Genomic DNA, 25,763 nt, shown 5'->3' with positions numbered 1-25,763 from the left:
CGCCAATAATTCCACGAAAGAAACACTGGCATTTATCCTTGGTTAATAAGAGATTTACCAAGGACGCGCTAGGGTCGGCTTAAAGTTTTGCGTAACGACTGCCGGACCGGTCATGAATGTCAGCCAGAAAGCCTACAGGCGGGGAGCTTCCCTGCCTCACTCCAATCCTTTTCAACGCCTTGCCGCACTTCTGGACGGCGAGACGCCCGGCCTCGACCCGATCGTCATGACAATCGGCGAACCGCAGCATGCAATTCCCGCCTTCACGGCGGATGTTCTCATGGAAAATATCGACGGTTTCCGCCGCTACCCGCCGATCACCGGCACGCCGGAGTTTCGCGCCGCGGTCGCCTCGTGGCTGGACAGGCGCTACAATCTGGACGGCATGATAGATGCAGAACACGGGGTCCTGCCGCTCAACGGCTCCCGTGAAGGCCTGTCCTTCGGCGCCATCGCCGCACGGGACCAGCTGGGCAAGGAACTGGATCATCCGGTGGTGATTCTGCCCAACCCCTTCTACCAGACCTACGCCGCCGCGGCTCATGTGGCCGACGCCGAAGCTGTCCTGCTGGATGCGGTCGCCGACAACGGCTTTCTGCCCGACCTCGACAGTCTCGATACGGATCTCCTTGAAAGAACGGTGGCGTTCTACATTGCCTCGCCGACCAATCCGGAAGGCTATATCGCCGATATTCCCTACTGGCAGCGCTTGATCGGACTGGCGCGCAAGCACCGGTTCTTCATTTTCTCCGACGAGTGTTATTCGGAAATCTACCGCGAGACCCCGCCCCCCGGCATTCTGGAAGCCGCAAAAGCGATGGGCGGCGGTTTTTCCAATATCATCGTGCTCAATTCGCTGTCGAAACGATCCAATCTGGCCGGGCTGCGCTGTGGTTTTGCAGCAGGCGACCCAGTTTTTCTGACGAAATGGGCCCGCTTCCGCGGCCTGGCCGCGCCGCAGGTTCCGCTGCCGGCGCAGGCCGTTGCAGTCCGGGCCTATCAGGACGAGGACCACGTCATCGAGAACCGGCGGCTCTACAACGAGAAATACGCGGCGGCGGAGCGGCATTTGAACCCGATCCTCGGTCCTGTCACTCCGGAAGCAGGTTTCTTCCTGTGGCTCGATACCGGCAGATGGGGAGACTCCGTCACCGTGACCCGCGATCTGTGGCGGGCGACCGGCGTCAAGGTCCTGCCGGGCAGTTACCTGGCATCGGATCAGCCCGATGGCGGCAACCCGGGACGAAACTACATTCGCGTCGGTCTGGTCGCACCGCTGGAAAAGACCGAAATCGCACTTGAACGCATGGCAAACTGGTTGGGAGAAAAAGCATGAGACGGGCGAGCGCAGTCCGCGGAAACGGCCGCCGGTCTTCAGTGAACCTGCTGGATACCGAAAGCCCGATCAAACGCTTCCTCCGGCGCAATCTTGTCGGAGCAGCCGGTCTTGCGATCATCGCAATCGCGGCGATGCTGGCAGCCGCGCTGGCGACATGGTCGGTCAGCGATCCAAGCCTCAACCACGCAACGGGTGGACCGGTTCGCAACGCCCTCGGTGCGCCCGGCGCCGTCCTTGCCGATATTGTCATGCAGACCATCGGTCTGGCGACCGCCGTCTTCCTGATCCCCCTGGTCCTGTGGGGATGGCGCCTGCTGACCGGTCATGACCTTGGCATCGGCCGCAAGCGCCTGTTCTACTGGATCATCGGCTCCGGTCTCGCCGCCGGCGCGCTGGCGGCTCTACCGGTTCCCGATAGCTGGCCGCTGCCTACCGGGCTCGGCGGTTTCTTCGGGGATATGGTCCACAAGGTTCCGGCAGTGATCACATCCAATATGACCAGCGGCGCCGCGACGATCGTCGGCGGCCTCGGCCTGGGCGTGCCCTCCGTGCTTTTCCTTCTGGCCGCAGCCGGCTGGCTCGGCTCCGCCGGCCGCCCGGCGGAACGCGTCGAACCCTCCGCGACGCCCAAAGGTCACGGCAAGTCTCTGGAAGAGGATCTCGGCCTCGACGACGAGGACGGCGAATCCCGTCTCAGCCTCATGGCGAGTGCCTTTGTCGGCCAGTTGGCGCACTGGGGACTGCAGTCCGTCGCCCAGCTTCGCCGCATGACGGGTCTGAAGCGCTCTTCGCAGCCTGAGGAGGAGATCTGGGACGAAGAGGACGACGTCGATGACGACCTTGAGGCCGATGACACACATCACGGCAGCCGCCTGAAGGCATTCCGCCGTGCCCTGACCGGCCGTCTGCTGCCCGGCGGGGACGATGACGGCCTGGACGAATTCTACCAGCGTGGCCGTTATGCCGATGGCGAGGAGATCTATGCGGACGATCCTCTCGAGGACGAAGGCGACACATTTGCGCCGGACGAACTTCTGATCGACAAGGGACCGGTTGCCGGCCGTCCGGCGGTTCCGGTCGGCATTGCCTCGCCCGACCCCGTCCCGCAGGCCGCCGCACCGCAGTCTGCCGGATCGGCACCTCAGGCCGGCCGGGTGATCCCCCCGGCCCCGCGTCCGAAACAGAGCAAGCGCGCCATCGACGAAGCGCAGCCGTCCTTCCTCGGCGCACCGGAAGAATACGAACTTCCACCGCTGCGCCTGCTGTCCGAACCCAAGGTGGGTGGCAAGATCCCCGGGCTTTCCCCGGACGCACTGGAGCAGAATGCCCGTATTCTGGAAGGTGTTCTGGAAGATTTCGGCGTGCGCGGCGAAATCCTCGAAGTGCGCCCCGGACCCGTCGTCACCCTGTACGAACTGGAACCGGCGCCGGGTATCAAGTCTTCCCGTGTCATCGGGCTTGCGGACGATATCGCCCGCTCCATGAGCGCGATTTCCGCCCGCGTGGCGGTCATTCCGGGCAAGAACGCCATCGGCATCGAACTGCCGAACGCCCGCCGCGAGACGGTTTACCTGCGTGAATTGCTGGCGGCGCAGGACTTCGAGAAATCCAAGTCGAAACTGGCACTTGCGCTTGGCAAGACAATCAACGGCGAGAGCGTCGTCGCCGACCTGGCCCGCATGCCGCACCTTCTGGTGGCCGGCACCACCGGCTCGGGCAAGTCCGTCTCGATCAACACCATGATCCTCTCCCTGCTCTACCGGCTCACACCCGAGCAGTGCAAGATGATCATGATCGATCCGAAGATGCTGGAATTGTCCATCTATGACGGCATTCCGCACCTGCTGACACCGGTCGTGACCGATCCGAAGAAGGCCGTCGTCGCCCTAAAGTGGACCGTCCGCGAAATGGAGGACCGCTACAGGAAGATGTCCAAGATGGGCGTCCGCAACATCGACGGCTTCAACACCCGCATCAAGCAGGCGCTGGAAAAGGGCGAGAGCTTCACAAGAACCGTCCAGACCGGGTTCGACCGCGACACTGGTCAGCCGATCTACGAGGACGAGGACCTGCCGCTCGAGACGATGCCTTATATCGTCGTCGTCGTCGACGAGATGGCCGATCTGATGATGGTTGCCGGCAAGGACATCGAAGGCGCGATCCAGCGGCTCGCCCAGATGGCCCGTGCCGCAGGAATTCACCTGATCATGGCGACACAGCGTCCGTCCGTGGACGTCATCACCGGCACCATCAAGGCGAACTTCCCGACCCGTATCTCCTTCCAGGTGACCTCGAAGATCGACAGCCGTACCATCCTGGGCGAAATGGGCGCCGAGCAGCTTCTCGGCATGGGTGACATGCTGTTCATGGCCGGTGGCGGCCGCATCCAGCGCGTTCACGGCCCCTTCGTCGCCGACGACGAGGTCGAGGACATCGTCCAGCACCTGAAGGTTCAGGGCACGCCGCAATATCTGGAAGCCGTCACCGAAGAGGACGAAGGCGGAGACAGCCCGTATGACGGCGGCAGCTCCGCGGGCGGCGAAGAGGGCAACGACCTTTACGACAAGGCGGTCGCCATCGTTCTCAAGGACAAGAAGGCCTCGACTTCCTATATCCAGCGGCGCCTGTCGATCGGCTACAACCGTGCCGCTTCGCTCATCGAACGCATGGAGCAGGAAGGTCTGATCAGCTCCGCGAATCACGCCGGAAAGCGCGAAATTCTCGTGCAAAACGGTCTTGAGGAAGATTTTTAGGCCGCTCTGCCAAAGCTTTGCCACACACGGTGACTAACTAGGCAGCAGCAACAAGAAAACAGTTGGCGACGCTAACGACTTAGGGAACTGTCTCATGCTGAAACGCTTCGCTCAAAGCCTGGTCAAGCCTCTCCTGCGGACGGCGCTCGCCGCAGTCCTGTCGGTGACGGCACTGACGGCCGCGCAAGCCCTGACCGCCGAGGAACAGGAAACTCTTCAGGATCTGAATGCCTACTTCAATTCCGTGAAGACCATGCATGGCGACTTCATCCAGTTCGGCCCGGACGGCAGCCAGTCGGACGGCAAGTTCTACATGGCCCGTCCAGGCAAGGTGCGTTTCTACTACAACAAGCCGTCGGTTCTGGACATCGTCGCGGACGGGACGTCCGTTTCCGTGAAGGACCGCAAACTGAACACCCAGGACATCTGGCCGCTCGGCCAGACCCCGCTGCGTTTTCTGCTGTCCGACGACATCAATCTTCAGAAGGACACGAACGTCACCAACGTTCTGGTCGAAGAGGATCTCGTCACCGTAACGATCCTCGACAAGACCAAGTTCAACTCCGGCACACTGACGCTGATTTTCGATGCCAAGGACTACGCCCTGAAGCAATGGACCGTCACGGACCAGCAGGGCTACGACACCTCCGTCGCGGTCTATAATGTAGTCTCCAACGGCCCGACCAATCCGGACCTCTTCAAGATCGACTACCTGGCCAACGCCCGCCAGAACCAGAACTAACCAGGATTGGCGGGCCGATATCGCCCTGGGCTCTGCGGTCCGTCGAACCGCAAACGCGCCAGCCCTCAGGACCCCGCAAAGCATGACCGAAACACCCTCAGCCCAAACCCGCTCGTTGGTGTTCCGGTTGCTGGAAACCTATTGCCAGCGCAACGAACTGCGCCTGACGGCTGCCGACCCGCACGGGCACGCGGGTCTTGTCGAAAGTCCCCCCGGTAAACGCTGGTTCTTCAAGGGCACGCGCTTCGATCTCAACAGCTACGGCGCGGCGGAAATCGCCAATGACAAGGCCTATGCGGCCATGTTCCTGAAGCAGGCCGGACTGGCGGTCCCGGCCGGGCAGTTCATTTCCGGCGCCGAGATCCGCGGCTGCAAACGCTTGCCGGACAGTGTTCTGGATTTCGCTGAACAAACCGGTTTCCCGTTGTTCGTAAAGCCGAATACCGGACGCGAAGGCAAGGACGTGATGCGGATCGACACGCGTCACACGCTTCAGAGCGCCCTGCATATTCTGGCAAAGCGACACGACCAGTTATTGATGCAGGAGGAAATCGTCGGCACGGAGCTGCGGGTGATCGTCCTGGACGGCGAGATCCTTGCCGCTGTCGAAAGGCATCCGCCTGAGGTGGTAGGCGACGGCCAGCGAACCCTCGCCGAACTGGTCGAGGCGGAGCCGCGCATCGATACCGCCGACGGTAGGCTTGATTTCGAGCTGTCGCAACATGGCCGGGATCTGGAAACCGTCCCGGTACCGGGAGAAACCGTCACGCTTCTGCCGATCGCCAATCTTTCATCCGGTGGCACCGCCCGGATCGTCACCCCGGACCTCCCTCCCGGCCTGGCCACCATTGCCCGGCGCGCGGCTGAGATCCTGAACCTGCGCTATGCCGCAGTGGACCTGATCCTGCCCGACGAAACACGCCCGGACACCCCCGCCTTCATTCTTGAAGTCAACGCTGCACCTGGCCTGAGCAATCTTTCCCGGCAGGGCGCACAGGAGGCCGCGCTGGTTGAAAAAATATATGAAGCGCTTTTCGCGATGCTTTTTGTCACGTGAAGGATATTAGGGAAAATCGGGTGAACCCGGTTCGACAACCCGGCGCTGCAATCGAATACAATCCGCCCCTCAATTCATCAGACCCCCAATCGGAATTAAGGGGAGGTCTGATGAACGATTTCAAAGCGGAAGACCGCCCGGATCATTCTCCGGGAGAGCCAGCCTTGCTTGATATTGCCGGGCTGGAAGCGGGAAGTTGATTCGGGTAATTTGAATCTTCCGGCCCCACTCCCTTCAGGAATTTGAAGAGATCGCTTTCCGTTGAAAGAACAAGCGTCGTTCCCCCGGAGATCATGTCCTTGTACGCCTGCATGGTTCGCGTGAACTCGTAGAACTCCGCTGCCCGGGGATCGATGTTGTAGGCCCGCGCATAGATGTCGGCAGCCGAGGCATCGGCCACGCCCCGGATTTCCTCAACGGCCCGGTAGGCTTCGGACTGGACCTTGTTCAGGTCCCGCACCCTGTTGCCGCGAATACGCGCCGCTTCGCCATTACCCTCGGACAGGAAGCGTTCGGCGATCTGGCGCCGCTCGGAAACCATCCGGTCGTAGATCTTCGGCCGCACACTCTCGTTGTAGTTGATCCTCTTGAACCGGATATCGAGAAGGGAAATTCCAAAGACGCGGACCTTTTCCGCCGCGGCTGCAAAGATTTCCTGCTCGACGAGAGCCCGGCCCTTCTGGATCGGAAGCAGCGCGCCGATATCCTGCGCGAGCTCGTCATCGGTCAGAAGCGAATCCCGCAACGGGGTCCGCCCCTTTGTCGTGCGGATGATCTCGATCAGCTCGTGCTTGGCAACGGCATTTCTCGTTTCGCTGCCCAGAATGTCATCGAGGCGCGACTGAGCGCTGCGTTCGTCGCGCAGACGCAGGAAGTATTGCAGAGGTTCTGTAATCTTCCAGCGCGCGAACAGATCGACGGAAATGTAGAGCTTGTCCTTGGTGGGCATGTCGGATGGATTGCCGTCCCACTCCAGAACCCGGCGATCGATCCGGTTGACGACCTGGACGAACGGCAGCTTGAACTTGAGGCCGGCCGTCGTGACAGGCTCGCCCACAGGCTTGCCGAACTGTGTGATGATGGCCTGCTCGACCTCGTTGACCGTGTAGGCGGCGGCAAAGGCCGTCACCACGACGGCGGCGGCGATTGTGGCAAGAATTCCCCATACGAGCTTCATGGTTTTGCCCCCTGTTGCTGGCCGCCCTGTTGCCGGTCAAGGTTGAGAAGAGGCAGGATGCTTCCGGTCGATCCGTCGACAATGATCTTCGACTGGATTGAAGGCAGCACGTCCTGAAGCGTCTCGATGTAGATCCGCCGCTTTGTGACCGCGGGTGCCTTCACATATTCCGCCAGAAGCGAGCTGAATCGTGCGGCATCGCCCTCAGCCTCATTGATGCGTTTCAGCCGGTAACCGTCGGCCTCGCGGATACGCTGGTCCTTTTCGCCTTCGGCCAGCGGTATGACCTTGTTGTATTCCCGGCGCGCCTCGTTGATCAGGCGCTCCTTCTCCTGCTGCGCCTGATTGACTTCGTTAAAGGAAGCCTGAACAGGTTCGGGAGGATTGATGTTTTTCAGCTGGACCTGATCGATGCTGATGCCCATAGCATATTTCGTCGTCAGGGTTTGCATCTTCAAAAGCGCTTCGGTCTCGATTTCCTGCCGGCCGATGGTGATGACTTCATCGACTGTCCGGTCGCCGACCACTTCGCGCATCACCGATTCCGAAACATATCGGAGCGTTGCACCGGGTTCGCGCACTTCGAACAGAAACTTCAACGGCTCGGAAATCCGGTATTGCACCACCCATTCCACAAGGGCGGCGTTCAGGTCGCCGGTGACCATTTCCGTCTCGCGGCGGCCGTCCGACGGACTTTGATAGGGATCTACCGCACCGGGTGTCGAAAAGCCGAACTCCTGCTTCAGCTGGCGTTCCACCGGAACGATCGTGGCGACATCGATACCCATCGGGATTTTGAAATGCAGGCCCGGCGGAACTTCCGAAATGTATTTGCCGAAACGCTGGACAACCGCGACCGAGTCGCTCGGAACGGTGTAATAGGAGGACCATGCGCCAACCGCGACAAGGGCAATCACGCCGAACGCCAGAATGCCCTTGAAGGACGGCGGACCTCCGGATCCCATGCCGCCAAACATCTGCTTGCCCTGCCGGAAAAGGGCTTCGATCTCGGGTGGTGCGCGAGGGGGCGTGTTGTTCCACGGTCCCTGGTTGTCCGATGCGGAATTCTGTGAAGCCAAGAGGTTTCTTCCTGCTGTTTTGAGGGAATGCGAGGCAGTGGATGGCACTCTCTAGCGCCATCTCGTCCACTTTCTCTGCAATCCGGGGTCCGGTGCGCCCGTTGGCCGCCAGACCGGATTTGGCCTGCCTGCCGCCGGCCGCGGGTTCGCGGCCGTGCTGCCGGTTCCCGTTTACGACTTGTCGATTTCGAGCGCGGTCAGGCAGGCTTTTGCCAGATCCCGGCTGGGAGCATCCGAGCCCGGGACCGTCGCCCAGCCCGTTTCCATGAGAACATCACGGCGCTTGTAGGTGGAAGCTTCGCGGATCGCGGCCAGCTTGCTCACACGTTCCGCATCGGAACGGGAAATGTCCACACAAACGGGCACCAATGCTGCGACGACGTTGTCTTCCGACATCGAGTTCGCCATCTTGCTCGCGCTTGCGCCGGTGACCCAGCCACCCCAAGAGAAACCGAGGATGGCAAGGGCCACCGCGCCAACACCGGCGCCAACAAGGGCAGGTTTCAACCATTCGGGAGTTTTCATTTCAAGTCCTCCTGCGGAGAGAGCGCCGCATCGCTTTTTTGGATGTTTTCGGGAATGTCCCGGTCCTGACTGAGCATTGTTTCCAGGTCGGTCCCGGAAACCTCGAGTTTTTCCATCCGGCCGGCTCTGCCACCCTTGCCGGCGACGAGCACGTAAGTCGCCGTTTTCCGGTATGCGAGGAAACCCCGGCCTTCCAGACGTTCTTCTTCGATAAGAACCTCGTAGTCGCCGGCTGGGATCACGTCAGGATTACCCACCAGTGTGAACGGGCGGAAAAAAGTCACTGTCGATCTGGATGACCGTGTTTTCATCGCCGGACTCCATGGACTTGCTGTAGATTTTCTGAAATGCGTCACCGAACACTTGCCCGCGAGATCATCGCGGCGCGTAAAGATTTCAATGAACGTATTAAGTACGAAGACCTTTCGCCCTGATCGACGTTAGCGTCGGCCGGAATCTTTCCGGTCGATACATCAGGCGTCACGGCCTCTTGCATCGCTCGAAGAAAAATTCATTGCCACCGCTGCGGTGGCTCGGAGCGCGCGTTTGTATGGTGAATTTCTTTGAGAGGCTCTATTCGAGCGAACGGAATATTGACCGCAAGACTCCCAGCGCGGCCGTTCTGCCTGCGCGGTGAACGGCTGCACTGTGAGGGCGATGACCAATCTCGCCGGGAAATAAAATCCGGACCCGTGCTATTGCACTTCTTCGGTCCACACCTTGAATTCAGTCAGAGTATTCTGTCCGAAGGTCTGGGTCAGAGGCACATCTGAAGCATCGCGTCCCTGGGCAATGAGAACCCGGGCGTACCTGGGCACATTGTTGCGCGGATCGAACATCCACCATTGGCCATCGAGATAGACTTCCATCCAGGCGGCGAAATCTCCGGGGGGATGCGGCAATGGCTCGCCGATATCGCTGAGGTAACCGGTGCAGTAGCGCGCCGGAATATTCATGCAGCGGCAGAAGCTGATCGCCAGATGCGTGAAATCGCGGCAAACCCCGCGCCCTTCCGCCAGCGTCTGGGAAGCTGTACGTGTGGACCGCGCGTGCTCATACCCGAAAGTGACATGGTTGTGGACGTAGTCGCAGATAGCCTGAACCCGGGCCCAGCCGAGTTCCGTTCGTTCGAACAATCGCCAGGCCTCGTCGGACAAGAGATCCGTATCGCAATAGCGGCTTCCCAGGAGATAGACGAGCGTCTCTGACGGCAAATCCTGGACGGTATGCTGTTTGGCGCCGGGAGATGCCGGATCCTGCTGTCCAAGGTCGCGGATAATACCGTCGGTGGTCAGCGTGAAGGCTCCGGGCGGTGCGACAAGCCGCGTGCACCAGTTTCCGAAGCCGTCGCGATAGCTTTCCAACGGCACGCTGGGGGAGGTTGTCAGATAATCCGGGCGTTCGAGATCGCCGAAACGCGAATAATGCACGTTCAGCATCGCGATCATCGGTGTCGCCTGCGGCAACTGGTAACTAAGACGGCAGCCTAGGCTTATTCTCATATGTGCGTTCCTCTTTCAGGCGGGAGCATCCTCGCCTTCAATTGAACGCGGTTAAGATCCACTGACGTGTCAAACAGATCAACGCCCGAACTACCAATCGGTTCCACCCGGAGGCCTGCTCATCCGGCTCCCGATCGACCGGGCGGTCATTCTTTTTCTTTCGGCCGGACGCAAGCCTTTTCATGCGCGCGCACGAAACGCCGTTTCCGAGCGTGAGCTGTCCTTCATTATCATAGCGCAGCAACCGTCCGCCGCATGCTGATCGGTGTTAGCTCAGGCTCGAAATTTCCTTGTGGCCAATCACAATCACAACAACACCGGACCGGCCTGATCCAGATATGCGGGATCAAATTCGGCAAAGTCGATCAGCCGGTCATAGTCATCGAATGTCACATGACCGTTGCGGAAAGTGACCAGTCCGTCTTCCCGCAAATGCCGCAGAACCCTGTTCACGTGAACCGCACTGAGCCCCAGCGCATCGGCAAGATGATACTGGGTGAGCGGGCAGGCATATCCCGACTTGTCCGCCAGGCCGACGAGTAGCAGCCGCGCGCCGAGTTCGAGCAGGAAATGGGCCATGCGCGCGTCGGCAGGACGGCGGCCGAGACCGACGAGATGCTCGACCACCATCGCCTCGTCCCGTGAAGCCGCCCACAGAATGGCCGTCGCCAGCCGGGGGGTCTGTGCGAATGCCTCCAGAAGGTCGCTGGCCGAAACTTCGGCCGCCTGAATATCCGTGATCGGTTCAAAACTATGGTCCGAGGTACGAAGCAGAACACTGCGCAACCCGAGAAAGTCCCCGGGTATCTGGAAATCAACGATCTGCCGCGTCCCGTCGCGCTGGATCTTGTAGGAGCAAACCCAGCCTTCCGACAGGATATACGCGGTCTGTTCGGACTGACCCTGGTGCACGAGGTCGATACCGACCCTGAAGGAGCGGCGCCGCTGGTGCAAACGCTCCAGCACAGAGAGTTCATCCTTTGAAAGAGCCACAAATGCGGCGAGCTTCCGGGTGAAGGGGCTCTCTTCATATGCGCGCAACAGCAACTCCCAACCCGTTGAAAAACTTTCGAAGACGTCTGCACGAGGACTGCTTTCGATCAGTCCATCATACCGCACTTTCTGCAAGTGTGGTGAAGTTCGTCAGGCTCCCGACCGGTCCTGAAACCTGATACCCAAGAGGGGCGACCCATGATGCCCGACCAGAAAGACCTTTCAGGCATGGCAGCCCTCTCGATCTGCGAGGCGCTGCTGCTTGCCCTGGGCGATCACAACCTTCTCCCCGAGCACGAAATCGAGGGGGTTCTGCGCGATGCGGCAGCAACCCACGAGAACGCAGTCGGTCCAGATGAGGTGAGGCAGACGCACCTTGCCGTTGCCGAGCTGATAAATCGGATCATCGACGCCGGAAATTCCGTGAAGCGGCCCTGAACCGGAACGAGCGAGCACTTTCGGCTTTAAGACAACGGGTCTGCCCCCTGCGGTGCCTTGCCCGAACGCCTCGAACGCCAACATGGCCACAGATTATTGTTTCTGTTTAGTGGACAATATGGTCATGAATTTGGTGTTTATGCCACTTTGAATAGACACCATCTTGCAGTCAGACAAAGGGCATCACGGTGATGACCCGACTGACAAGGACTGGTGAAATGGCAAACTTGGATGTGACTGCAAACCCTGAACAAACTTCAACCCTGATCAGCCGCAATCTCGACGGCGCCCTGCCGCTCGCAGGCCGTCTGCTGATCGCTCCCCTGTTCCTTCTCTCCGGCCTGACCAAGCTCGGAGCAGCGGACGCCACGATCGCCTGGATCAGCGCCTCTGGCCTTCCTTTCGCAACCCTTGCCTATGTCGGAGCGGTTGCGGTGGAAATCATCGGCAGCATCGCGCTGATTGCCGGCTACAAGACCCGCTACGTCGCCGCCATCATGGCCTTGTTCACAATTGCCGCCGCGCTGGCTTTCCACAACGCGCTGGGTGATCAGAACCAGTTCATTCACTTTTTCAAGAATATCAGCATCGCAGGCGGTCTCCTGCAGATTGCTGCTTATGGCGCCGGCCGCTTCAGCATCGATGCGCTCACCAAGCGGTCCTGACCGGCCCGCTTGAAACAACGAAAACGCCTCACGGCTTCCGGTTGTCCCGGAAGCCGCGCGCGTTTCAGGCCCAGGCTTTTAATAGTCGCCGAGTTTCATGCCCGGTGAATAGTCACCCGGAACTTCCTTCGTCACCGCCTGACCGCAAATGGTCGCGCCCCGTGTGGCGTCATAGGTCAGCGACGGGGAGCCGGACAGGTCCCAGCCCTTGTTGAGCGCCTGGGTAACCCGGTGGCAGAATTCACTGTCGTCGATGCCGGTAATGAACCGATAAAGCTTCATGACTATCTCTCGTCTCTTCAAGTCAGCCGCGAGCCGCAATCGCGTCGGCGATGGCAATCGCCCGGCGGCCCATTTCCGCATGTAGCCGTTCCACCATCTTGCCGTCCACCTGGATCGCACCCTTGTCGGCATTTTCCGGTTTGTCGAATTCAGCATTGATCCGGCGCGCCCAGGTAACCTCTTCTTCCGAAGGGCTGAAAGCTGCGTGGCAGGGATCGATCTGCTTCGGATGGATCAGCGTCTTGCCGTCCATGCCCATCTCCACACCCTGCGCGCATTCGGCCTTGAAACCATCCTCATCCTGAAAGGCGTTGAAGACACCGTCGAGGATATCGATACCGCCTGCCCGCGCCGCCGCGACGCAGGTCATCAGCCAGGGCGTCATGGCCGCCCGCCCCGGGATCAGTCGGGCACGGGTTTCCTTGGCCAGATCGTTGGTGCCCATGACAAAGCAGGATAGCCGCACTTCCGGATCCTTGCCGCAGGCACCGATGGCCCCGGCATTCAGCATCGCTTCCGGCGTTTCCATCATCGCCCAGAGTTTCAACTCGCGCGCCGCGCCGTGTACGGACAACTTGTGGGCAATGCGCTGCAGATCGGCAGGGTTATTCACCTTCGGCACCAGAATCGCGTCCGGCCCGGCCTTGACGGCAGCTGCAAGATCGTCCTCACCCCAGGGCGTGCCAAGGCCGTTGATCCGGATGACCACCTCGCGCTCGCCATAACCGCCTGTGCTCACCGCATCGACGATCTGCGTCCGGGCCAGTTGCTTCGCATCCGGGACAACGGCGTCTTCCAGGTCCAGAATGAGACAATCGACATCCAGCGTCTTGGCCTTTTCCAGCGCACGGGCATTCGAACCCGGCATGTAAAGAGCGGAGCGGCGGGGCTTGAAAACTGCGGTCATCGTCGGGTCCTGCTGGCTGTCGAAACAGAATTCGGTCAACCTAGAGGATCATGAGGCGAAGTGGAATGCTCCGAAGGGGGGAGGCCGGTATCGCCCGCCTGCTCACGGGCGCGTTTGTCTTGCCGCTTTCTGAAGATCATGTCCTTCGCCGCAATCAGCGCCCCGACCGTTATGGCCACACAGGCAATGGCAACCGAAAACGTCAGCGCGCCGAACCCGAAGGCGATCAGGAGAAGCGTGGACAGGAGCGGCGCCGAATAGGCTGCCGCGCCCAGAACCTGTATGTCGCCGCGCTTCACGCCGATGTCCCAGGTGAAGAACGCCAGCCCCACCGGAAAGAGGGCAAGCCCGAGCAGGGACGCCCATTCCAGCCCGCCCGAAGGCCAGACCGTCTGTTCCAGCATCACATGGCACAGCGCAGACAGGAGCGCGGTCAGCAGACAGAAACCGGCGACGGCTTCCGTCGGCACGGCCCCGAGACGCCGCGACAGGACGGAGTAACTCGACCAGAAGAGCGAGGAAGTTACCGCGGCAGCATACCCGAGAGCCGATCCACCCGAAAACGAGAGACCTTCGCCGCCGGAGATCAGCAGCACCGCCCCGGCGAGCCCCAGGATCGTGCCGATGACATGGTGAAGGCGCAGCTTCTCGCCCGGCAGGAAGGCTGAAAACAGAACGATCAGCAAGGGCCAGGTGTAGTTGATCAGGTTGGCTTCCACCGGTGGAGCGTTCCGGATGGCGGTGAAATAGAAGAAATGAAATCCGAACAGACCGAAGGTTCCGAAAGCCCAGACCCGCAGCGGCTGGCGCAGCAGTCTCAGCTTGCCTGTTGCCAGAAGCCAGACAAGCGCCAGGCTTCCCGAAATTCCGAAGCACAGCGCGTTGAGGAGAAAGGGCGGCACCTGACCGGAGCCCGCACCGAAAAGGCCAAGCGTCGCCCACATCAGGACGGCGCTCAATCCGATGACCGTTGCTTTCACCCGTTTTGCGTCTGACATGACACCCCTGCCTCAAGTCCAGCCTGAGCACTTCGCATGAAACCGGGAACGACGAAAGAGTTCGCCCGAATTTTCTCGAAGTCCTTGATCCTTGCTCCGGTTTCGGGACATGGTGCGATTTGCTTCAACGATTTGTCACTTCCGGGGAATTCATGTCTAAGACGGAAATCAGGGCCCTTGGTCTGGATGATGCACACCAGCTCGCCCCGCTTATCGCCGAAAACGCCCAGGCGCTGAAACGCGGTGCGCCGCGCCGTCCGGACGAATTTTACGCGGAGCGGATCCTTGGCGACAAGACGGCCGAGGTCGTCGGCGCCTTTGAGGACGGAAAACTGGTCGGCTTCGCGGTCTTCTTCGATCTGCCCGAACTGATCACAGGCCTGCGGATCGGTCAGCTGGACGACATCTATGTCCATCCCGATCACCGCAACCATGGCATCGGCCGCCGGATCATCGAATCCCTGGTAGCCGAAGGCCAGAGCCGCGGCTGGCTGCATCTGCGCTGGATTGTACCGGGCAAGAACACCCCTGCCGTCGCACTCTATGAGAAGATCGCCGAGCCCGATCATCGCAAGAGCTATATCATCCCGATAGACCGCCTCGCGGGAGATTGAGCCGGGTTTGACCGGTTTCGGCGCCACGGATTCTCTTCAGGAATCTTGCGTGAGGCCGCGTGGCTAAATGCCCGCAGGAAACAGTGCGGGGATCCGGCCAAGCGGCAGGAAACCAACGCTGGCGACGCCGCGGTCTATCTTCACCGGAAGAGTGATCGTGGCAACGCCATCCGCCCCTTGCGCCGGCTCCAGACTGCCGATGATGCCTTCCAGAAGCGCGAAAGTCTGATCCTTCGGTGGAAACATCGGCTTGAGTGACTGCAGAAGCGCCGTTGCATTGCCGAGTGTCAGCGCCAGCGTACCGGACAGCGTCCCGTCACCGTGAACCAGCATCTCGCCGCTGGACGCCACGGAACTCTGCCCAACGGAAGCTTCGAGCCGGTCAAGCCTGACGGGCAGGTCTTCGCCGTTCATGCGAACCAGGGTGGCAAGATCCGTACCGGCCAGCAAAGCGGTTCCTCCGGCAATCCGAATACCTCCGCGCAGGTCAACCGTGTCCTGGAGATCCGGCAGGGACTCCAGCTTCAGCGCATCGATTGAGACAAAACCATCCAGCGCACCCGGCAGATCCGGTGCTTCGCGCATGTGTACTTCAGCCTTCTCCGCTGAAAAAACGCCCGCGGAGATAGCATTTTCAAATTCGGCTTCCGGCTTCTGGACGACCGCATTGAACTCGCCAAGCGCGTTTTGCCGGAATTTCAGGCTGGCCCGGGCAGTCTCCCAGGTGACGTCACCGGAAACCCCGGTCATCGGACTGGTCAATGCCGCCGGTGACTTGACCTCGAAGATCACGTGGCGGGGATTATAAACCAGCGCGACCGCATTCAGACCGCCGAGCGATGCGGCCATTCCGTTCCGGTCGCGTGAACGCATGTCCGGGCAACTGACTTCATACCGGAAAGGAAACCCGCCTATGGCGAGGTCTGTGCACGAGACCACCAGTCCGGCCTCTGCCATCCGGGTCATTTGCAGGTCGAGCTGATCGGCCAGGACCGACCGGCCGTAGATCCAGGCAGCGGACCAGCCGGCCGTCACCAGCACAACGGCGGACAACAGGAGAATGTAGCGGCGCTTCATGGATCTTGTTGTCTTTTTTGCAGTAGGCGTCACGTTTCGAACTCTCCCTGTTGAATTGGGCGGTCACCATCGACTGGAGCATGTCTTGCCAATATGGCTTCTTTTGTCCGATACGCCGCATCGCTTGCGCAGCGCGTCTTGCCAAGTGAACCGTTTATCGCCATCAAATGAACCCTGAGTGGTGCGACACGCTCCAAAGGTTGGCGCTGGTAGGGATCCACGCGCCTGCGGGAACGATGACAGGACGATATGAGCGATTTTTGGGTATTTGGCTACGGGTCATTGATGTGGAATCCGGGATTTGATCACCTGCGCACCGAACAGGCGCTCCTGAGGGGAGCTCATCGGTCGCTGTGTGTGTATTCCTGGGTTCACCGTGGCACCCAGGAACGGCCGGGGCTTGTCTTCGGCCTCGACAATGGCGGCGCCTGCCACGGCAAGGCCTATCAGGTTTCCGCCGACATCTGGCCGCAAACGCTCGATTATCTGCGTGCCCGCGAGCAGGCCACGATGGTTTACAAGGAGCATTGGCATCCGGTCGAGCTGGTGAGCGGCGAAAAGGTGGAAGCGCTCGTCTACATGGTCGACCACGGTCATCCGCAATATGCCGGCGCCCTGCCGCTGGAAGAGCAGCTGGGGATCGTCACCGGTGCGGTCGGACAATCCGGTGCAAATCCGGAATACGTTCTCAACACCGCCGCCCACCTCGAGGAGTTGGGCATCACCGACACCGCTCTGGCTTCGCTGGCGGCCCGGTTGAGCGGCGCATCGGAGACTTAAGTTGCGCGGGCCTGCCTGAGCCTGTCCGCCTGTTCCAGCACCGGCGACGGGGTTGGTTCCCGCCGTGCCTCCTCGATCAGACGGTCGCTTGCCGTTTCAATCTCCTCCACCATCCGCGTCTGGAAGACATCGGCCGGGAGCCCGGGCTCGATCTGCGGCAGGATTTCGACAATCACCGTTCCCGGATAGACCCTCCAGGATGATCGCGGCCAGTAAAGTCCTGCATTATGGGCAATCGGCACGACCGGACACTTCAGATCCCGGTAGAGATGGGCAATGCCGAACTTGTATTTGGGTTCCGCCCCGGCCGGACGGCGGGTGCCCTCCGGAAATATCAGGATTTGCCGACCTTCCGCGATGGCCTGTTTGGCCGCCAGCATCATCGCCGCCAGGGCTTCCGAACGTTTGCCGCGGTTGATGGCAATCTGCCGGTATTTCGCAGTGTACCAGCCGAAAATCGGTATCCAGCGCAATTCGCGCTTGAGAATGAAAGTGGGGCTGGAAAAGAGCGGAATGAGCGCAACCGTTTCCCAGGCGGACTGATGTTTCAACGCTGCAATGAACCCGCCTTGCGGAAGGTTTTCCCGGCCGCGCAGCTCCACCTTGATGCCGGCGACGAGGCGCATCAGGAGCTGCAGGGCTTTCGACCAGACCGGCACGACCCACCAGCCCCATTTGCGCGGCAGCAGCAGGACAGGCGAAAACAGGATCATCAGAACCAGATTGAGAACGTAGAAAAGGATCTGGAAAAGGGTGGAGCGCAGAAGAATCATGGCACCTGAATTACTGGAACGGTCAGCTCAGGGCAAGATGTCCCGAAACAGAGCCGGAACTGCGGTCCGACGGCTGTCAGCTCACGCCCTGCAGGGTTAACCGGAGTCTCGCGACCATATACTTCACATACTCGCGCATGAGAAGCCGGATCGTCGCCGGTTCCCTGTACCATTTCTCCAGTTTCAGATCCTTGGAAAAGACCGGATAGGCGATGAGGTCGACTTTCGGCAGCGCACCGGACAATTCCACCTTCGCCCGCGGCAGGTGATAGGCGCTGGTCACGACGAGAAGCGAGGAAAACCCGTTTTTCCGAACCCAGCTTGCCGTTTCCGTTGCATTTCCGGCGGTATTGAGCGCAACCCTGTCCAGCTCGACCGTGCTCTTCTTCAGCGGCATGGGCGAGGACGTGACGGCGGCAAGCTGCTCGCGGGTCGTCCCCGGATGAACGCCGGAAATCAGCAGCCGGCTGGCGCGGCCTTCCTCCAGAAGACGAACCGCCTCGTTTACCCTTGCGTGTCCGCCCGTTAGAACGACGATTGCATCGGCGTTCGCCGTATGCGGAACCTGAGCACCGGCGATCCTGTTGGCGAAAAGCGCGAAATGGACGACTGTCCCGGTCAGCAGGGCCGTCACCAGGGCGACGGCCAACACGCGCAGCCCGAACCGCCTCTTGCGCCTGCCAGCAAGCTGCATCTCGGCCTTCCCGTCAGAAGCCACGCCCTTCGATGCGGACGCACGACGTTCCGCGACGATGGAAACACCATCGTCCAAAGCGGGGTCTATGGCTGTGTCGGCATGTATCATCACGCAACTATGATAAGTGATTCGGCCAATTTCACGGCATCGCCCGGTATTGATGCATCAGCGATTCGCCTGCTGCAAGTCGCGCCCGTTTCCGAACTGGACGAAAGCGCAAGCAATGTTGGCCGGTTTTCCAGCGCAATGGAAGCGTTGCGAGCCATGAAACCCGCATTCCCCTCGGGATTTCCGGCCGAAAACCGGTTTTCCCCGCCGCCCAGGATCAATCCACCTTGGCCAGATGCGCCTTGACCGCAAGACCCGAGGTGAGCGCGGTCAAGATGGCGACGAGAAAAACGACACCGAAGACGCCGAAGTACCCCGGCAGGCTGACGGAGACGCCGCCGAATAGCGCCGACATCTGATCGGAGCCGGCCTGCCCCGACCCTTCCCGGGTGAACATGTCCAGGGCGACGAAACAGACAATCGCGGCAACGCCTCCCGACACGCCGCCCTTCAGCCCGAGCATCAGGAAGTGCCTCTGAAACTCCCGTGCGATGAAGCTGTCTTCCGCTCCTACGAAATGCAGCACGGAAACCACATCCTTGTTGCCCGCCATGGCCGACTGCGTGGCGAAGACGACACTGAGCACCATCGAGCTGAGGACGAGGATCATGATGGCGATACCGGCCGCCACCACCGCACCCGCCATGGCTGAAAGACGTGAGGTCCAGATCGAATGATCGTCGACACTCGCCCCCGTCACATTGCGGCTCACCGTTTCCTTGAGCTGTTCCAGGTTCAACTCTGCCGGGTCGCCGACGTTGATCTGGATAAGCCGGGGCACCGGCAGGCCGTCGAGCTGCAGGCCTTCCCCCAGCCAGGGCTCGAGAAGAGCCTTGGTCTCCGCATCCGACAGGGCCCGGACCGAATCGATGCCCGGAAACTCCTGCGCCAGGGCGACCGCCTTGTCGATCTCGCGCAGCATCTCGACACCTTCCGTCGGGCGGATCTGGATGGTGATTTCGCGCACCAGATCGTTTTGCCAGGCATCCGCGGCATCCCAGACGACGGACACCCCGCCGACAGTCAGGCAGGCGAGAAAGCTCATGATGGCGACGACGAGGGTCAGCGCCCGTCCGGCGACCGATTGCGGCGGAACGATCGCAGCGGCCGGGCGAAGCCGCGCGTCATCACTCCCATCCGGATCCTTCGGTCGCGGTGACGCCTTGCGCTTCGGACGTTTCGGCCGTTCCTTGCGGCGCGGCGACTTGACGTCCGCAGCGCTCGCCCGGCGCTTTTTTGTTTCGTCCGGCTGTGCCATTTCCTGCCTAGTCAAAGATAGCGAGACGCCCGTCCGTCAGAACCATGCGTCTGGCATCAACCTGTTCCAGAAGAGTGATGTCGTGCGTCGCGATCACGACGGAGGTGCCGAGTTTGTTCAATTCGATGAAAAGACGCAACAACCGTCGCGCCAGCGGTGGATCGACATTTCCCGTGGGCTCGTCCGCCAGCAGCACCTCGGGCCGGGTAATCAAGGCTCGGGCGATGGCCGCACGCTGCTTTTCCCCTCCCGACAGGACCGGCGGTAGGACGTGCATGCGCTCACCCAGCCCCACCCACTTGAGGAGATCGATCACGTCGGACCGGTACTCGCTCTCCTCCTTGCCGCCCACCCGGAGCGGCAGAGCGACATTTTCGTAGGTCGTCAGATGGTTCAGCAGACGGAAGTCCTGGAAAACCACCCCGATCTTGCGCCGCAGCGCGGGCAGTTCCTGCTTCTCGATGATGCTCAGGTCGCGGTTGAACACCTTGATCAGGCCGCGCGTCGGCCGCAGCGACATGAACAGAAGTCTGATCAGGCTGGTTTTTCCCGCCCCGGAAGGACCGGTCAGGAACTGAAACGACTGCTGTTCGATCTGAAATGTCAGATCCTGCAGGATTTCGGGACCCATCCCATATCTCAATCCGACATTTTCGAAGCGGATCACAAGTGCGACTCCTGTTGATGGACAGACGCTACGTCCTGCGCGTTAACGCTGCATTAATCATATAAAGGTCCATTGGACAGCTGAAACCCCGTCACGGGATTTGCCGGTCTTTGTCCAGTATTTCCTGCCGGAAGGCGACCTTCGCCGGCCGGACCGCCCTCACAAGACCGCCCTGACAAGACGAGGGAGAGCGCCGCCGCATGAAACAGAACCTGTTTGAGGAGCGCGCGGAAAGACCATGCAAGCCATAGATCACCATGCGCATCCCGTGAACGGTCGTGCCGGCCACCGCGATTTCGCATCGGCAATGGACCTGGCGCTTCGTTCGACAGGCGTTTGCCGTCTCCGTACCACGGCACCGTCAAAAATACCGGGCAGGAGCCGCACTTTCCTGTGCTTTTCTTCAATTGAAGACCGATCCGCGGCCCAATCATGATAACCGTTAACCTGACGCGGTTGCGATCTGGTGGACTGTAACAGGATGTTCCCGCACTTGAGAGCGATCAACCTGCTTTTCCGTGAATTGCATGAAGCATGTGAAGTTGATGAACGAACCGTTTGAGCAAGCCATGACGAAAGGTCTTCGCCGATGAAGATCACATGTCCGGACTGCAGCACGTCCTACGAGATCAAGGCCGAAGCGCTCGGCTCGGAAGGGCGCAGCGTGAAATGCGCCAAATGCGGAAATCGCTGGTTTGTCTCGTCCGATGTCGAGGAAGGCGAGGTTGACTTCGAAACCGCGGAAGAGCCCGGAATAGCTGCCGCCAAGGAAGACGTAGACGAAGCCGCCGAGGAAGCCGACTGGACTGCCGACGCCGAAGAAGATACTGGCGCCGCCGCTCTTGAGGAAGACGCGGACGGGCCTGACGCGGATGAGGACGATCCTCTCGATATCGCACCGCCTTCACCGGCACCGGTGCCTCCCCCCACATCCGACGAAGGCAAGTTCGCCGAGGACCTGCGCGAGGAGGAGGAGACCGGGGCCGAAGATATTGAATCGCTTGCCAAGCGTCCCAAGATCATCGTCAACCCGAACAAGTTTCGCCGCGATCACATAAGCGCCGTGATCAACTGGCTCTTCCGGCGCAACTTCCGGCGCCTGGGTGGATTGGCTCTGTTCGGCTTCGCCCTGGTTGCCTGCATCCTGTTCGTGCTGATGCGGGACAATATCGTCAAGCAATCGCCGGATCTTGCCAGCCTGTTCCAGATGATCGGTTTCGACGTCAACCTGCGCGGTCTGGAATTCAGGAACCTCAGGACCTTTACCGAAGTCGAGGACGGCAATCGCGTGCTGGTCGTCGAGGGTTCGATCCGCAACATTCTTGACGAGACCAACGTGGTTCCCGCAATCCGGCTGGCCATTCGCAGCGGCGATCTGCAGGAAGTTTACGCCTGGACCGTGGAGCCCCGCACCAGATCCCTTAACGCCCTTGATGAAACCAGGTTCAGAACCATCCTTTCCGACCCGCCCACAGGGGCGACGGATATTCAGGTCCGGTTTGTAGACCGCGGCAACAAGCAAATAGTTCTCGAGTGACCATGACAACCGATATTCTCACCTTGTTCGATGAAGACGCCATCGCCGTGCGGGTCGCCTCGCTCGCGGAGGAAATCGCCGAAGGACACGCGAAAGACCTGCTGGTCGTCGCCGTTCTCAAGGGCAGCTTCATCTTCGCCGCCGATCTTGTCCGCGCCATGCACCGGGCGGGCCTGGAGCCGGAAATGGAATTCATCCATCTGTCGTCCTACGGCGCCGGAACGGAAGGCTCGGACTCCATCCGGATTTTGCGCGATGTCGAAAGTGACGTTAACGACCGCGATATCATTTTGGTGGATGATATCCTCGAATCAGGCCGCACACTCGCTTTTGCCAGGGAGCGGCTCATGAACCGCGGGGCCCGCTCGGTAAAAATCGCAGCTTTGCTGGACAAACCGGAGCGCCGTAAAGCTGCCATATCTGCCGACTATGTCGGTTTTGCCTGTCCAGATAAGTTCGTCGTCGGATATGGTATGGATATGGGTCACGCTTGGCGGCAGTTGCCCTATATTGGATACGTCGTGGCCTCGGACGAGGCGCCAGCAGACGGAAAGACAGGAGAGTGAGCATGGCTCGCATTCTTCTTACGGAAGACGATGAAGCGGTCCGCAGCTTCGTGAAGCGTGCCCTGGAACTCGACGGGCACAGCGTCGAAGCGGCTGAAGACGGCGGCGAAGCGGTGGAAATCCTCACCCGCGACAAGGGTGGTTACGACCTCCTGCTTTCCGACATCAAGATGCCCGTCATGGACGGCATAGCGCTTGCGCTGCAGGCCGCGCGCGACTACCCGCGCATGCCTATCCTGCTGATGACCGGTTTCGCAGACCAGAGAGAACGGGCGAACGGCCTAGACGCACTGGTTCATGACGTGGTCACCAAGCCGTTTTCCCTCGCCGATATCCGCAAGGCCGTACGCCACGCCATCGCGGGAGAAACGGTAAGCGAGGCCCGCCGCTACGCCTGACGCCCGGACCGGGCTGCCACGAAAATTGATCCCGCCTGAGCAAGTCTGTTCCGGCGGGTTTTTTATTGCAAAGACGTAGCGCGGCTATCCGACGTTCTCCAGAACCGGCGAACGTCCGGTGGCACAAGCTCTTTGGACACTCGGGATTGCGTCAGTACCGCTTCAACAACCGTTCCAGATAATCCAGTTCCAGCTTCGGCCGCGAGGGATCTGAAAAGCGGCGGCGCAGTTCCTCTAGGATCCGTCTGGCCCTCTGGACGTCGATTTCATCGGGAATGCGCACCCGGTTGTTGAAATCCGGGCCTTCGGTGCGGCGCGGACGGCCGAGCGGGTCTTCGTCAAGCGGAGAGGGGCCGTTCGGAGAGCCCATCCCTTCGCCTTGCCCCATCATCTGTTCGCTCAGGCTCTGCGCCCCGCGCCGCAGCGCGTCCAGGGCATTGCCCTGCTGGCCGACAGCCTGCTGGCCCTGACCCTGTCCGAGCGAGTCCTGCGCCTCGCCCATGGAATCGCCTGCCTGGCCCAGCGCTTCATTCTGCCCCATGCCGTTCTGGCCGAGTTGCTCCATCAGCTGCTCGAGTTGCTGCGCAAGGTCACCCTGGCCCTGCTGAAGCTGCTGCATCATCTGTTCCAGCTGTTCCATGGTCAGCTGCTGCCCCTGGCCCTGTTGTCCCTCGCCCTGCTGACCGGGCTGGCGCTGCCCTTGTTGCTGCTGATCCTGATTGAACTTGTGCGTCTCGTCCATCAGCTGCTGTTGCTGCTGGATCATCTCGCCAAGCTGGTTGAGCATTTCCATCATTTCGCTCGACATGGCGTTCGGCGTCATCTGCGGCCGGCCGGCCTGCAGGTTTTCCAGCATCCGCTGCATCTGTGCCAGAAGCTCGCGGGCCGCGTCCCGAGAGCCCGTGCGTGCCAGTTCCTCGATCCTGTCCAGCATCTCGCTCAGATCGTCCTGACTGAGTGTCTGCTGGTTGCTCTCGAAGTTCTGCATCGCCTGAGGGTTCTGCCGCATCTGTTCGGCAAGTGCCTGCATGAATTCCTGGAGGGCTTCGCGGACGTCCTGGGTCAGCTTGGCGATCTCCTCGTCACTCGCCCCCTCTTCCAGAGCCTTGCGCAAGGCCTCCTGCGCGTCCCTCAGCTTGCGTTCGGCCTCCGAGAGGTCTCCATCCTCAATGGATAGCGCAAGGTCCCACAGAAGCGGCAACAGCGCCTTCAGCTCTTCATCCGTTCGCGCGCTTGTCAGCTCGCCATAGGCGTATCGCATGCCGAGATAGTCGCGCGCCTTGTAATCGAAGGTTTCCGGCGCGAGCAGCAATGCGTCGAAAGCCGTGATGATCTGCGGATGACTTTGCGCGTCGAGCGCCAGATTGCGGCGCTGTTCGACAACCGCGCGTGCCAGCGGCTTGCCGAAACGGCGCTGCGGGAGAGTTATCCTGTAGGCGGGAGACAATCCCTCCTGCTCTGCCTGGTCCCGTGCCATCAAGGTCAGGTCGACTTCGGCACCCGCCCAGGGATGCGAAGTCAGGTCGCGGATGGTTTCCGCCGTCTTGGCGGTGCCCGCCCGCGGCGGAAGAGACAAGGGGAAGACCGGAGCATCGACAAGCGGCCGCGCCACCCGGTTTCCATGATCCACATTCGGCAACGGCGAGATGCGTCCTTCCGCGGCCACGACGCCGTAATCGTCCTTCACGAGATAGGAAAATTTCAAAGCTCCGCTGAGCTGTTCTTCCGGATCGTCCGTAAGCCGGATTTCCGGCGCATGGTCCGGGCGGACCGCGAACACGAAGCTCATCATCGGCTCGTCGCCGTTCAAAAGCTCGACGATCCCCGTGGTTTCCAGTTCGAGGCGCCGCTCGACCGGCAGGAGCTTGTTGAGGGCCGGATCCTCGGTTGCAGCTGTCTCTTCCGGTTCTATCACCCGGGGTTCCGCATCATCGGCTCCGGCAAAGGTCATCGAAAGTTGGCGCGCGCCCTGTGACCTGACGACGAGAATCGATCCCTCCGGAACGGAGACGGGCGCTCCGGGCTCGCGGAGCTGCGCGCTCTCTCCGGTAAGATAGATCGGCGCTTCGCTGGTATACAGAGGAGGGGTTACCCAGGCGTCGAGCCGGCTCGGCGCTTCGGTGGTGTTGAACGGGTTTTGAAATGCGGACCCGAGACGGGTCAGGCGATCACCGCTCGCGGTGGAAAACCCGATGATGAGCAGGCTGGCCGCCAGCACGCGGAACGCCCAGGGGTCCCGGCGGTAGGCCTGCGGATCCGGCGCCTTCGAACGGATCGCGGCGACCGCGTCCGCCGTGCGGCGCAGATGCAGCGCCCAGATAGCCTGGCTTTCCGGGTTTCCAGCTCCGACCGAAAGGTCGTCTTCAAGAGTGGTCAGCGGCCGGTGTGCATAGCCGGAAGATTTCTCGACGCGGGTCAGCGCCTCATCGCGTGTCGGCCAGGCAAGCCTGAACAGGCCTCTTGCCGCCCAGATCGCCGCGAGCGCAAAAAGGATCACGCCCACCGGTCCCGCCCAGGCGGGCAGCATCAGCCAGAGGCCAAGCCACGACAGACCGACGAAGATACCGGCGACCACCAGTACCGGCAGCAGCGCGCGCCAGAAGCGTTCCAGGAACAGAGCCTGCCGACTGAAACGGACAAGCTTCTCAAGGCGGGTTTCGATGAAACTCCGGCGCTCGTTCGATCCGGGCGTTACCGGTCGGTTGATATCCTGCTGGCTGTCATTCGGGCTCAAGAGCACCTCCGGTTCATATCCCGCAAATGCTACTGCCCCGTAAGGCGCAGCGCAGGACCTGCCCACCTCTTATCAAGGTGAGGCAAAGAGGCCTTTG

The 25,763-nt window shown here is 60.8% G+C and carries 26 protein-coding genes; 11 read left to right on the top strand and 15 right to left on the bottom strand.

Annotated elements, in window-relative coordinates; genetic code table 11:
- The first annotated feature begins 112 nt into the window (after positions 1–112).
- The 4 genes from Q1B40_RS19175 to Q1B40_RS19160 all read left to right on the top strand — a co-directional run bounded on the left by Q1B40_RS19175 (position 113) and on the right by Q1B40_RS19160 (position 5,891).
- Positions 113–1,336, top strand: coding sequence for an aminotransferase class I/II-fold pyridoxal phosphate-dependent enzyme (locus tag Q1B40_RS19175; protein WP_299817917.1), 1,224 nt, complete (start codon positions 113–115; stop codon positions 1,334–1,336).
- A complete protein-coding gene (locus Q1B40_RS19170; RefSeq protein WP_299817914.1) occupies positions 1,333–4,092 on the top strand; it encodes a DNA translocase FtsK in 2,760 nt (919 codons plus the stop codon). The genes Q1B40_RS19175 and Q1B40_RS19170 overlap by 4 nt, the downstream gene beginning before the upstream one ends.
- Before the next feature lie 94 nt (positions 4,093–4,186).
- Positions 4,187–4,834: an outer-membrane lipoprotein carrier protein LolA gene (locus Q1B40_RS19165; protein ID WP_299817911.1), complete on the top strand. Its 648-nt coding sequence runs from the start codon at positions 4,187–4,189 to the stop codon at positions 4,832–4,834.
- A gap of 82 nt (positions 4,835–4,916) precedes the next feature.
- Positions 4,917–5,891, top strand: coding sequence for an ATP-dependent carboxylate-amine ligase (locus tag Q1B40_RS19160; protein WP_299817908.1), 975 nt, complete (start codon positions 4,917–4,919; stop codon positions 5,889–5,891).
- 142 nt (positions 5,892–6,033) lie between these two features.
- Here the strand turns inward: Q1B40_RS19160 and hflC are convergent, their stop codons facing one another.
- The 6 genes from hflC to Q1B40_RS19130 all read right to left on the bottom strand — a co-directional run bounded on the left by hflC (position 6,034) and on the right by Q1B40_RS19130 (position 11,215).
- Positions 6,034–7,068, bottom strand: coding sequence for a protease modulator HflC (gene hflC, locus Q1B40_RS19155; RefSeq protein WP_299817905.1), 1,035 nt, complete (start codon positions 7,066–7,068; stop codon positions 6,034–6,036).
- Positions 7,065–8,147 carry an FtsH protease activity modulator HflK gene (gene hflK, locus Q1B40_RS19150; RefSeq protein WP_299817902.1) on the bottom strand — a complete coding sequence of 361 codons (1,083 nt, stop codon included), beginning with the start codon at positions 8,145–8,147 and terminating at the stop codon, positions 7,065–7,067. Before hflK ends, hflC begins: the two co-directional genes overlap by 4 nt.
- Positions 8,148–8,318: 171 nt before the next feature.
- Positions 8,319–8,672 carry a hypothetical protein gene (locus tag Q1B40_RS19145; RefSeq protein ID WP_299817898.1) on the bottom strand — a complete coding sequence of 118 codons (354 nt, stop codon included), beginning with the start codon at positions 8,670–8,672 and terminating at the stop codon, positions 8,319–8,321.
- Positions 8,669–8,983, bottom strand: coding sequence for a hypothetical protein (locus Q1B40_RS19140; protein ID WP_299817895.1), 315 nt, complete (start codon positions 8,981–8,983; stop codon positions 8,669–8,671). Before Q1B40_RS19140 ends, Q1B40_RS19145 begins: the two co-directional genes overlap by 4 nt.
- 384 nt (positions 8,984–9,367) lie before the next feature.
- The gene (locus Q1B40_RS19135; protein ID WP_299817891.1) at positions 9,368–10,174 is read right to left on the bottom strand and encodes a transglutaminase family protein; all 807 of its coding nucleotides are present in this window, start codon (positions 10,172–10,174) and stop codon (positions 9,368–9,370) included.
- Positions 10,175–10,480: 306 nt separating this feature from the next.
- Positions 10,481–11,215: a Crp/Fnr family transcriptional regulator gene (locus tag Q1B40_RS19130; protein WP_299817888.1), complete on the bottom strand. Its 735-nt coding sequence runs from the start codon at positions 11,213–11,215 to the stop codon at positions 10,481–10,483.
- Positions 11,216–11,365: 150 nt separating this feature from the next.
- On the opposite strand from Q1B40_RS19130, the gene Q1B40_RS19125 reads away from it, so the two are divergent.
- Positions 11,366–11,605 carry a hypothetical protein gene (locus Q1B40_RS19125; RefSeq protein ID WP_299817885.1) on the top strand — a complete coding sequence of 80 codons (240 nt, stop codon included), beginning with the start codon at positions 11,366–11,368 and terminating at the stop codon, positions 11,603–11,605.
- A gap of 218 nt (positions 11,606–11,823) precedes the next feature.
- A complete protein-coding gene (locus Q1B40_RS19120) occupies positions 11,824–12,270 on the top strand; it encodes a DoxX family protein (RefSeq protein ID WP_299817882.1) in 447 nt (148 codons plus the stop codon).
- A 78-nt stretch (positions 12,271–12,348) separates the two neighbouring features.
- Here Q1B40_RS19120 and Q1B40_RS19115 read toward each other — a convergent pair whose 3' ends face one another.
- From Q1B40_RS19115 to Q1B40_RS19105, 3 genes are read right to left on the bottom strand one after another with little or no spacing between them, the layout of a single operon-like run.
- Positions 12,349–12,552, bottom strand: a complete 204-nt coding sequence (locus Q1B40_RS19115) for a DUF1737 domain-containing protein (RefSeq protein WP_299817880.1) — start codon at positions 12,550–12,552, stop codon at positions 12,349–12,351.
- Between the two features lie 22 nt (positions 12,553–12,574).
- Complete coding sequence (locus Q1B40_RS19110) at positions 12,575–13,459, bottom strand: CoA ester lyase (RefSeq protein ID WP_299817877.1); 885 nt, start codon at positions 13,457–13,459, stop codon at positions 12,575–12,577.
- A gap of 35 nt (positions 13,460–13,494) precedes the next feature.
- Positions 13,495–14,457, bottom strand: a complete 963-nt coding sequence (locus tag Q1B40_RS19105) for an EamA family transporter (RefSeq protein ID WP_299817874.1) — start codon at positions 14,455–14,457, stop codon at positions 13,495–13,497.
- 152 nt (positions 14,458–14,609) lie between these two features.
- On the opposite strand from Q1B40_RS19105, the gene Q1B40_RS19100 reads away from it, so the two are divergent.
- Positions 14,610–15,071: a GNAT family N-acetyltransferase gene (locus Q1B40_RS19100; RefSeq protein ID WP_299817870.1), complete on the top strand. Its 462-nt coding sequence runs from the start codon at positions 14,610–14,612 to the stop codon at positions 15,069–15,071.
- A 63-nt stretch (positions 15,072–15,134) separates the two neighbouring features.
- Here Q1B40_RS19100 and Q1B40_RS19095 read toward each other — a convergent pair whose 3' ends face one another.
- The gene (locus tag Q1B40_RS19095) at positions 15,135–16,148 is read right to left on the bottom strand and encodes a DUF2125 domain-containing protein (RefSeq protein ID WP_299817867.1); all 1,014 of its coding nucleotides are present in this window, start codon (positions 16,146–16,148) and stop codon (positions 15,135–15,137) included.
- Positions 16,149–16,397: 249 nt separating this feature from the next.
- On the opposite strand from Q1B40_RS19095, the gene Q1B40_RS19090 reads away from it, so the two are divergent.
- Positions 16,398–16,928, top strand: coding sequence for a gamma-glutamylcyclotransferase (locus Q1B40_RS19090; protein WP_299817864.1), 531 nt, complete (start codon positions 16,398–16,400; stop codon positions 16,926–16,928).
- Here the strand turns inward: Q1B40_RS19090 and Q1B40_RS19085 are convergent.
- From Q1B40_RS19085 to ftsE, 4 genes are all read right to left on the bottom strand, one after another.
- On the bottom strand, positions 16,925–17,701 hold the full coding sequence (locus Q1B40_RS19085) for a 1-acyl-sn-glycerol-3-phosphate acyltransferase (protein ID WP_299817861.1): 777 nt from the start codon (positions 17,699–17,701) through the stop codon (positions 16,925–16,927). The genes Q1B40_RS19090 and Q1B40_RS19085 overlap by 4 nt on opposite strands.
- A gap of 76 nt (positions 17,702–17,777) precedes the next feature.
- Positions 17,778–18,506 (bottom strand): YdcF family protein, encoded by a 729-nt coding sequence (locus tag Q1B40_RS19080; RefSeq protein WP_299817859.1) that lies wholly within the window; start codon positions 18,504–18,506, stop codon positions 17,778–17,780.
- Positions 18,507–18,723: 217 nt separating this feature from the next.
- Positions 18,724–19,764, bottom strand: coding sequence for an ABC transporter permease (locus Q1B40_RS19075; protein ID WP_299817856.1), 1,041 nt, complete (start codon positions 19,762–19,764; stop codon positions 18,724–18,726).
- Between the two features lie 7 nt (positions 19,765–19,771).
- Positions 19,772–20,431, bottom strand: a complete 660-nt coding sequence (gene ftsE, locus Q1B40_RS19070) for a cell division ATP-binding protein FtsE (RefSeq protein WP_068408339.1) — start codon at positions 20,429–20,431, stop codon at positions 19,772–19,774.
- A gap of 589 nt (positions 20,432–21,020) precedes the next feature.
- Here ftsE and Q1B40_RS19065 point away from each other — a divergent pair.
- Genes Q1B40_RS19065 through Q1B40_RS19055 form a run of 3 tightly spaced genes read left to right on the top strand, consistent with a single transcriptional unit; the run spans position 21,021 to position 22,932 of the window.
- Positions 21,021–21,968 (top strand): zinc-ribbon domain-containing protein, encoded by a 948-nt coding sequence (locus Q1B40_RS19065; RefSeq protein ID WP_299817850.1) that lies wholly within the window; start codon positions 21,021–21,023, stop codon positions 21,966–21,968.
- Between the two features lie 2 nt (positions 21,969–21,970).
- Positions 21,971–22,534 (top strand): hypoxanthine phosphoribosyltransferase, encoded by a 564-nt coding sequence (gene hpt, locus Q1B40_RS19060; protein ID WP_299817847.1) that lies wholly within the window; start codon positions 21,971–21,973, stop codon positions 22,532–22,534.
- 2 nt (positions 22,535–22,536) lie between these two features.
- Positions 22,537–22,932 (top strand): response regulator, encoded by a 396-nt coding sequence (locus tag Q1B40_RS19055; RefSeq protein WP_299817844.1) that lies wholly within the window; start codon positions 22,537–22,539, stop codon positions 22,930–22,932.
- Between the two features lie 151 nt (positions 22,933–23,083).
- On the opposite strand, the gene Q1B40_RS19050 is transcribed toward Q1B40_RS19055, so the two are convergent.
- The gene (locus tag Q1B40_RS19050; RefSeq protein WP_299817841.1) at positions 23,084–25,666 is read right to left on the bottom strand and encodes a TIGR02302 family protein; all 2,583 of its coding nucleotides are present in this window, start codon (positions 25,664–25,666) and stop codon (positions 23,084–23,086) included.
- Positions 25,667–25,763: the final 97 nt, after the last annotated feature.

Origin of the sequence: uncultured Roseibium sp. (genome assembly GCF_947496995.1) — a bacterium.
Taxonomy (GTDB): Bacteria; Pseudomonadota; Alphaproteobacteria; order Rhizobiales; family Stappiaceae; genus Roseibium.
This window is presented reverse-complemented; position numbering and strand designations above follow the sequence as displayed.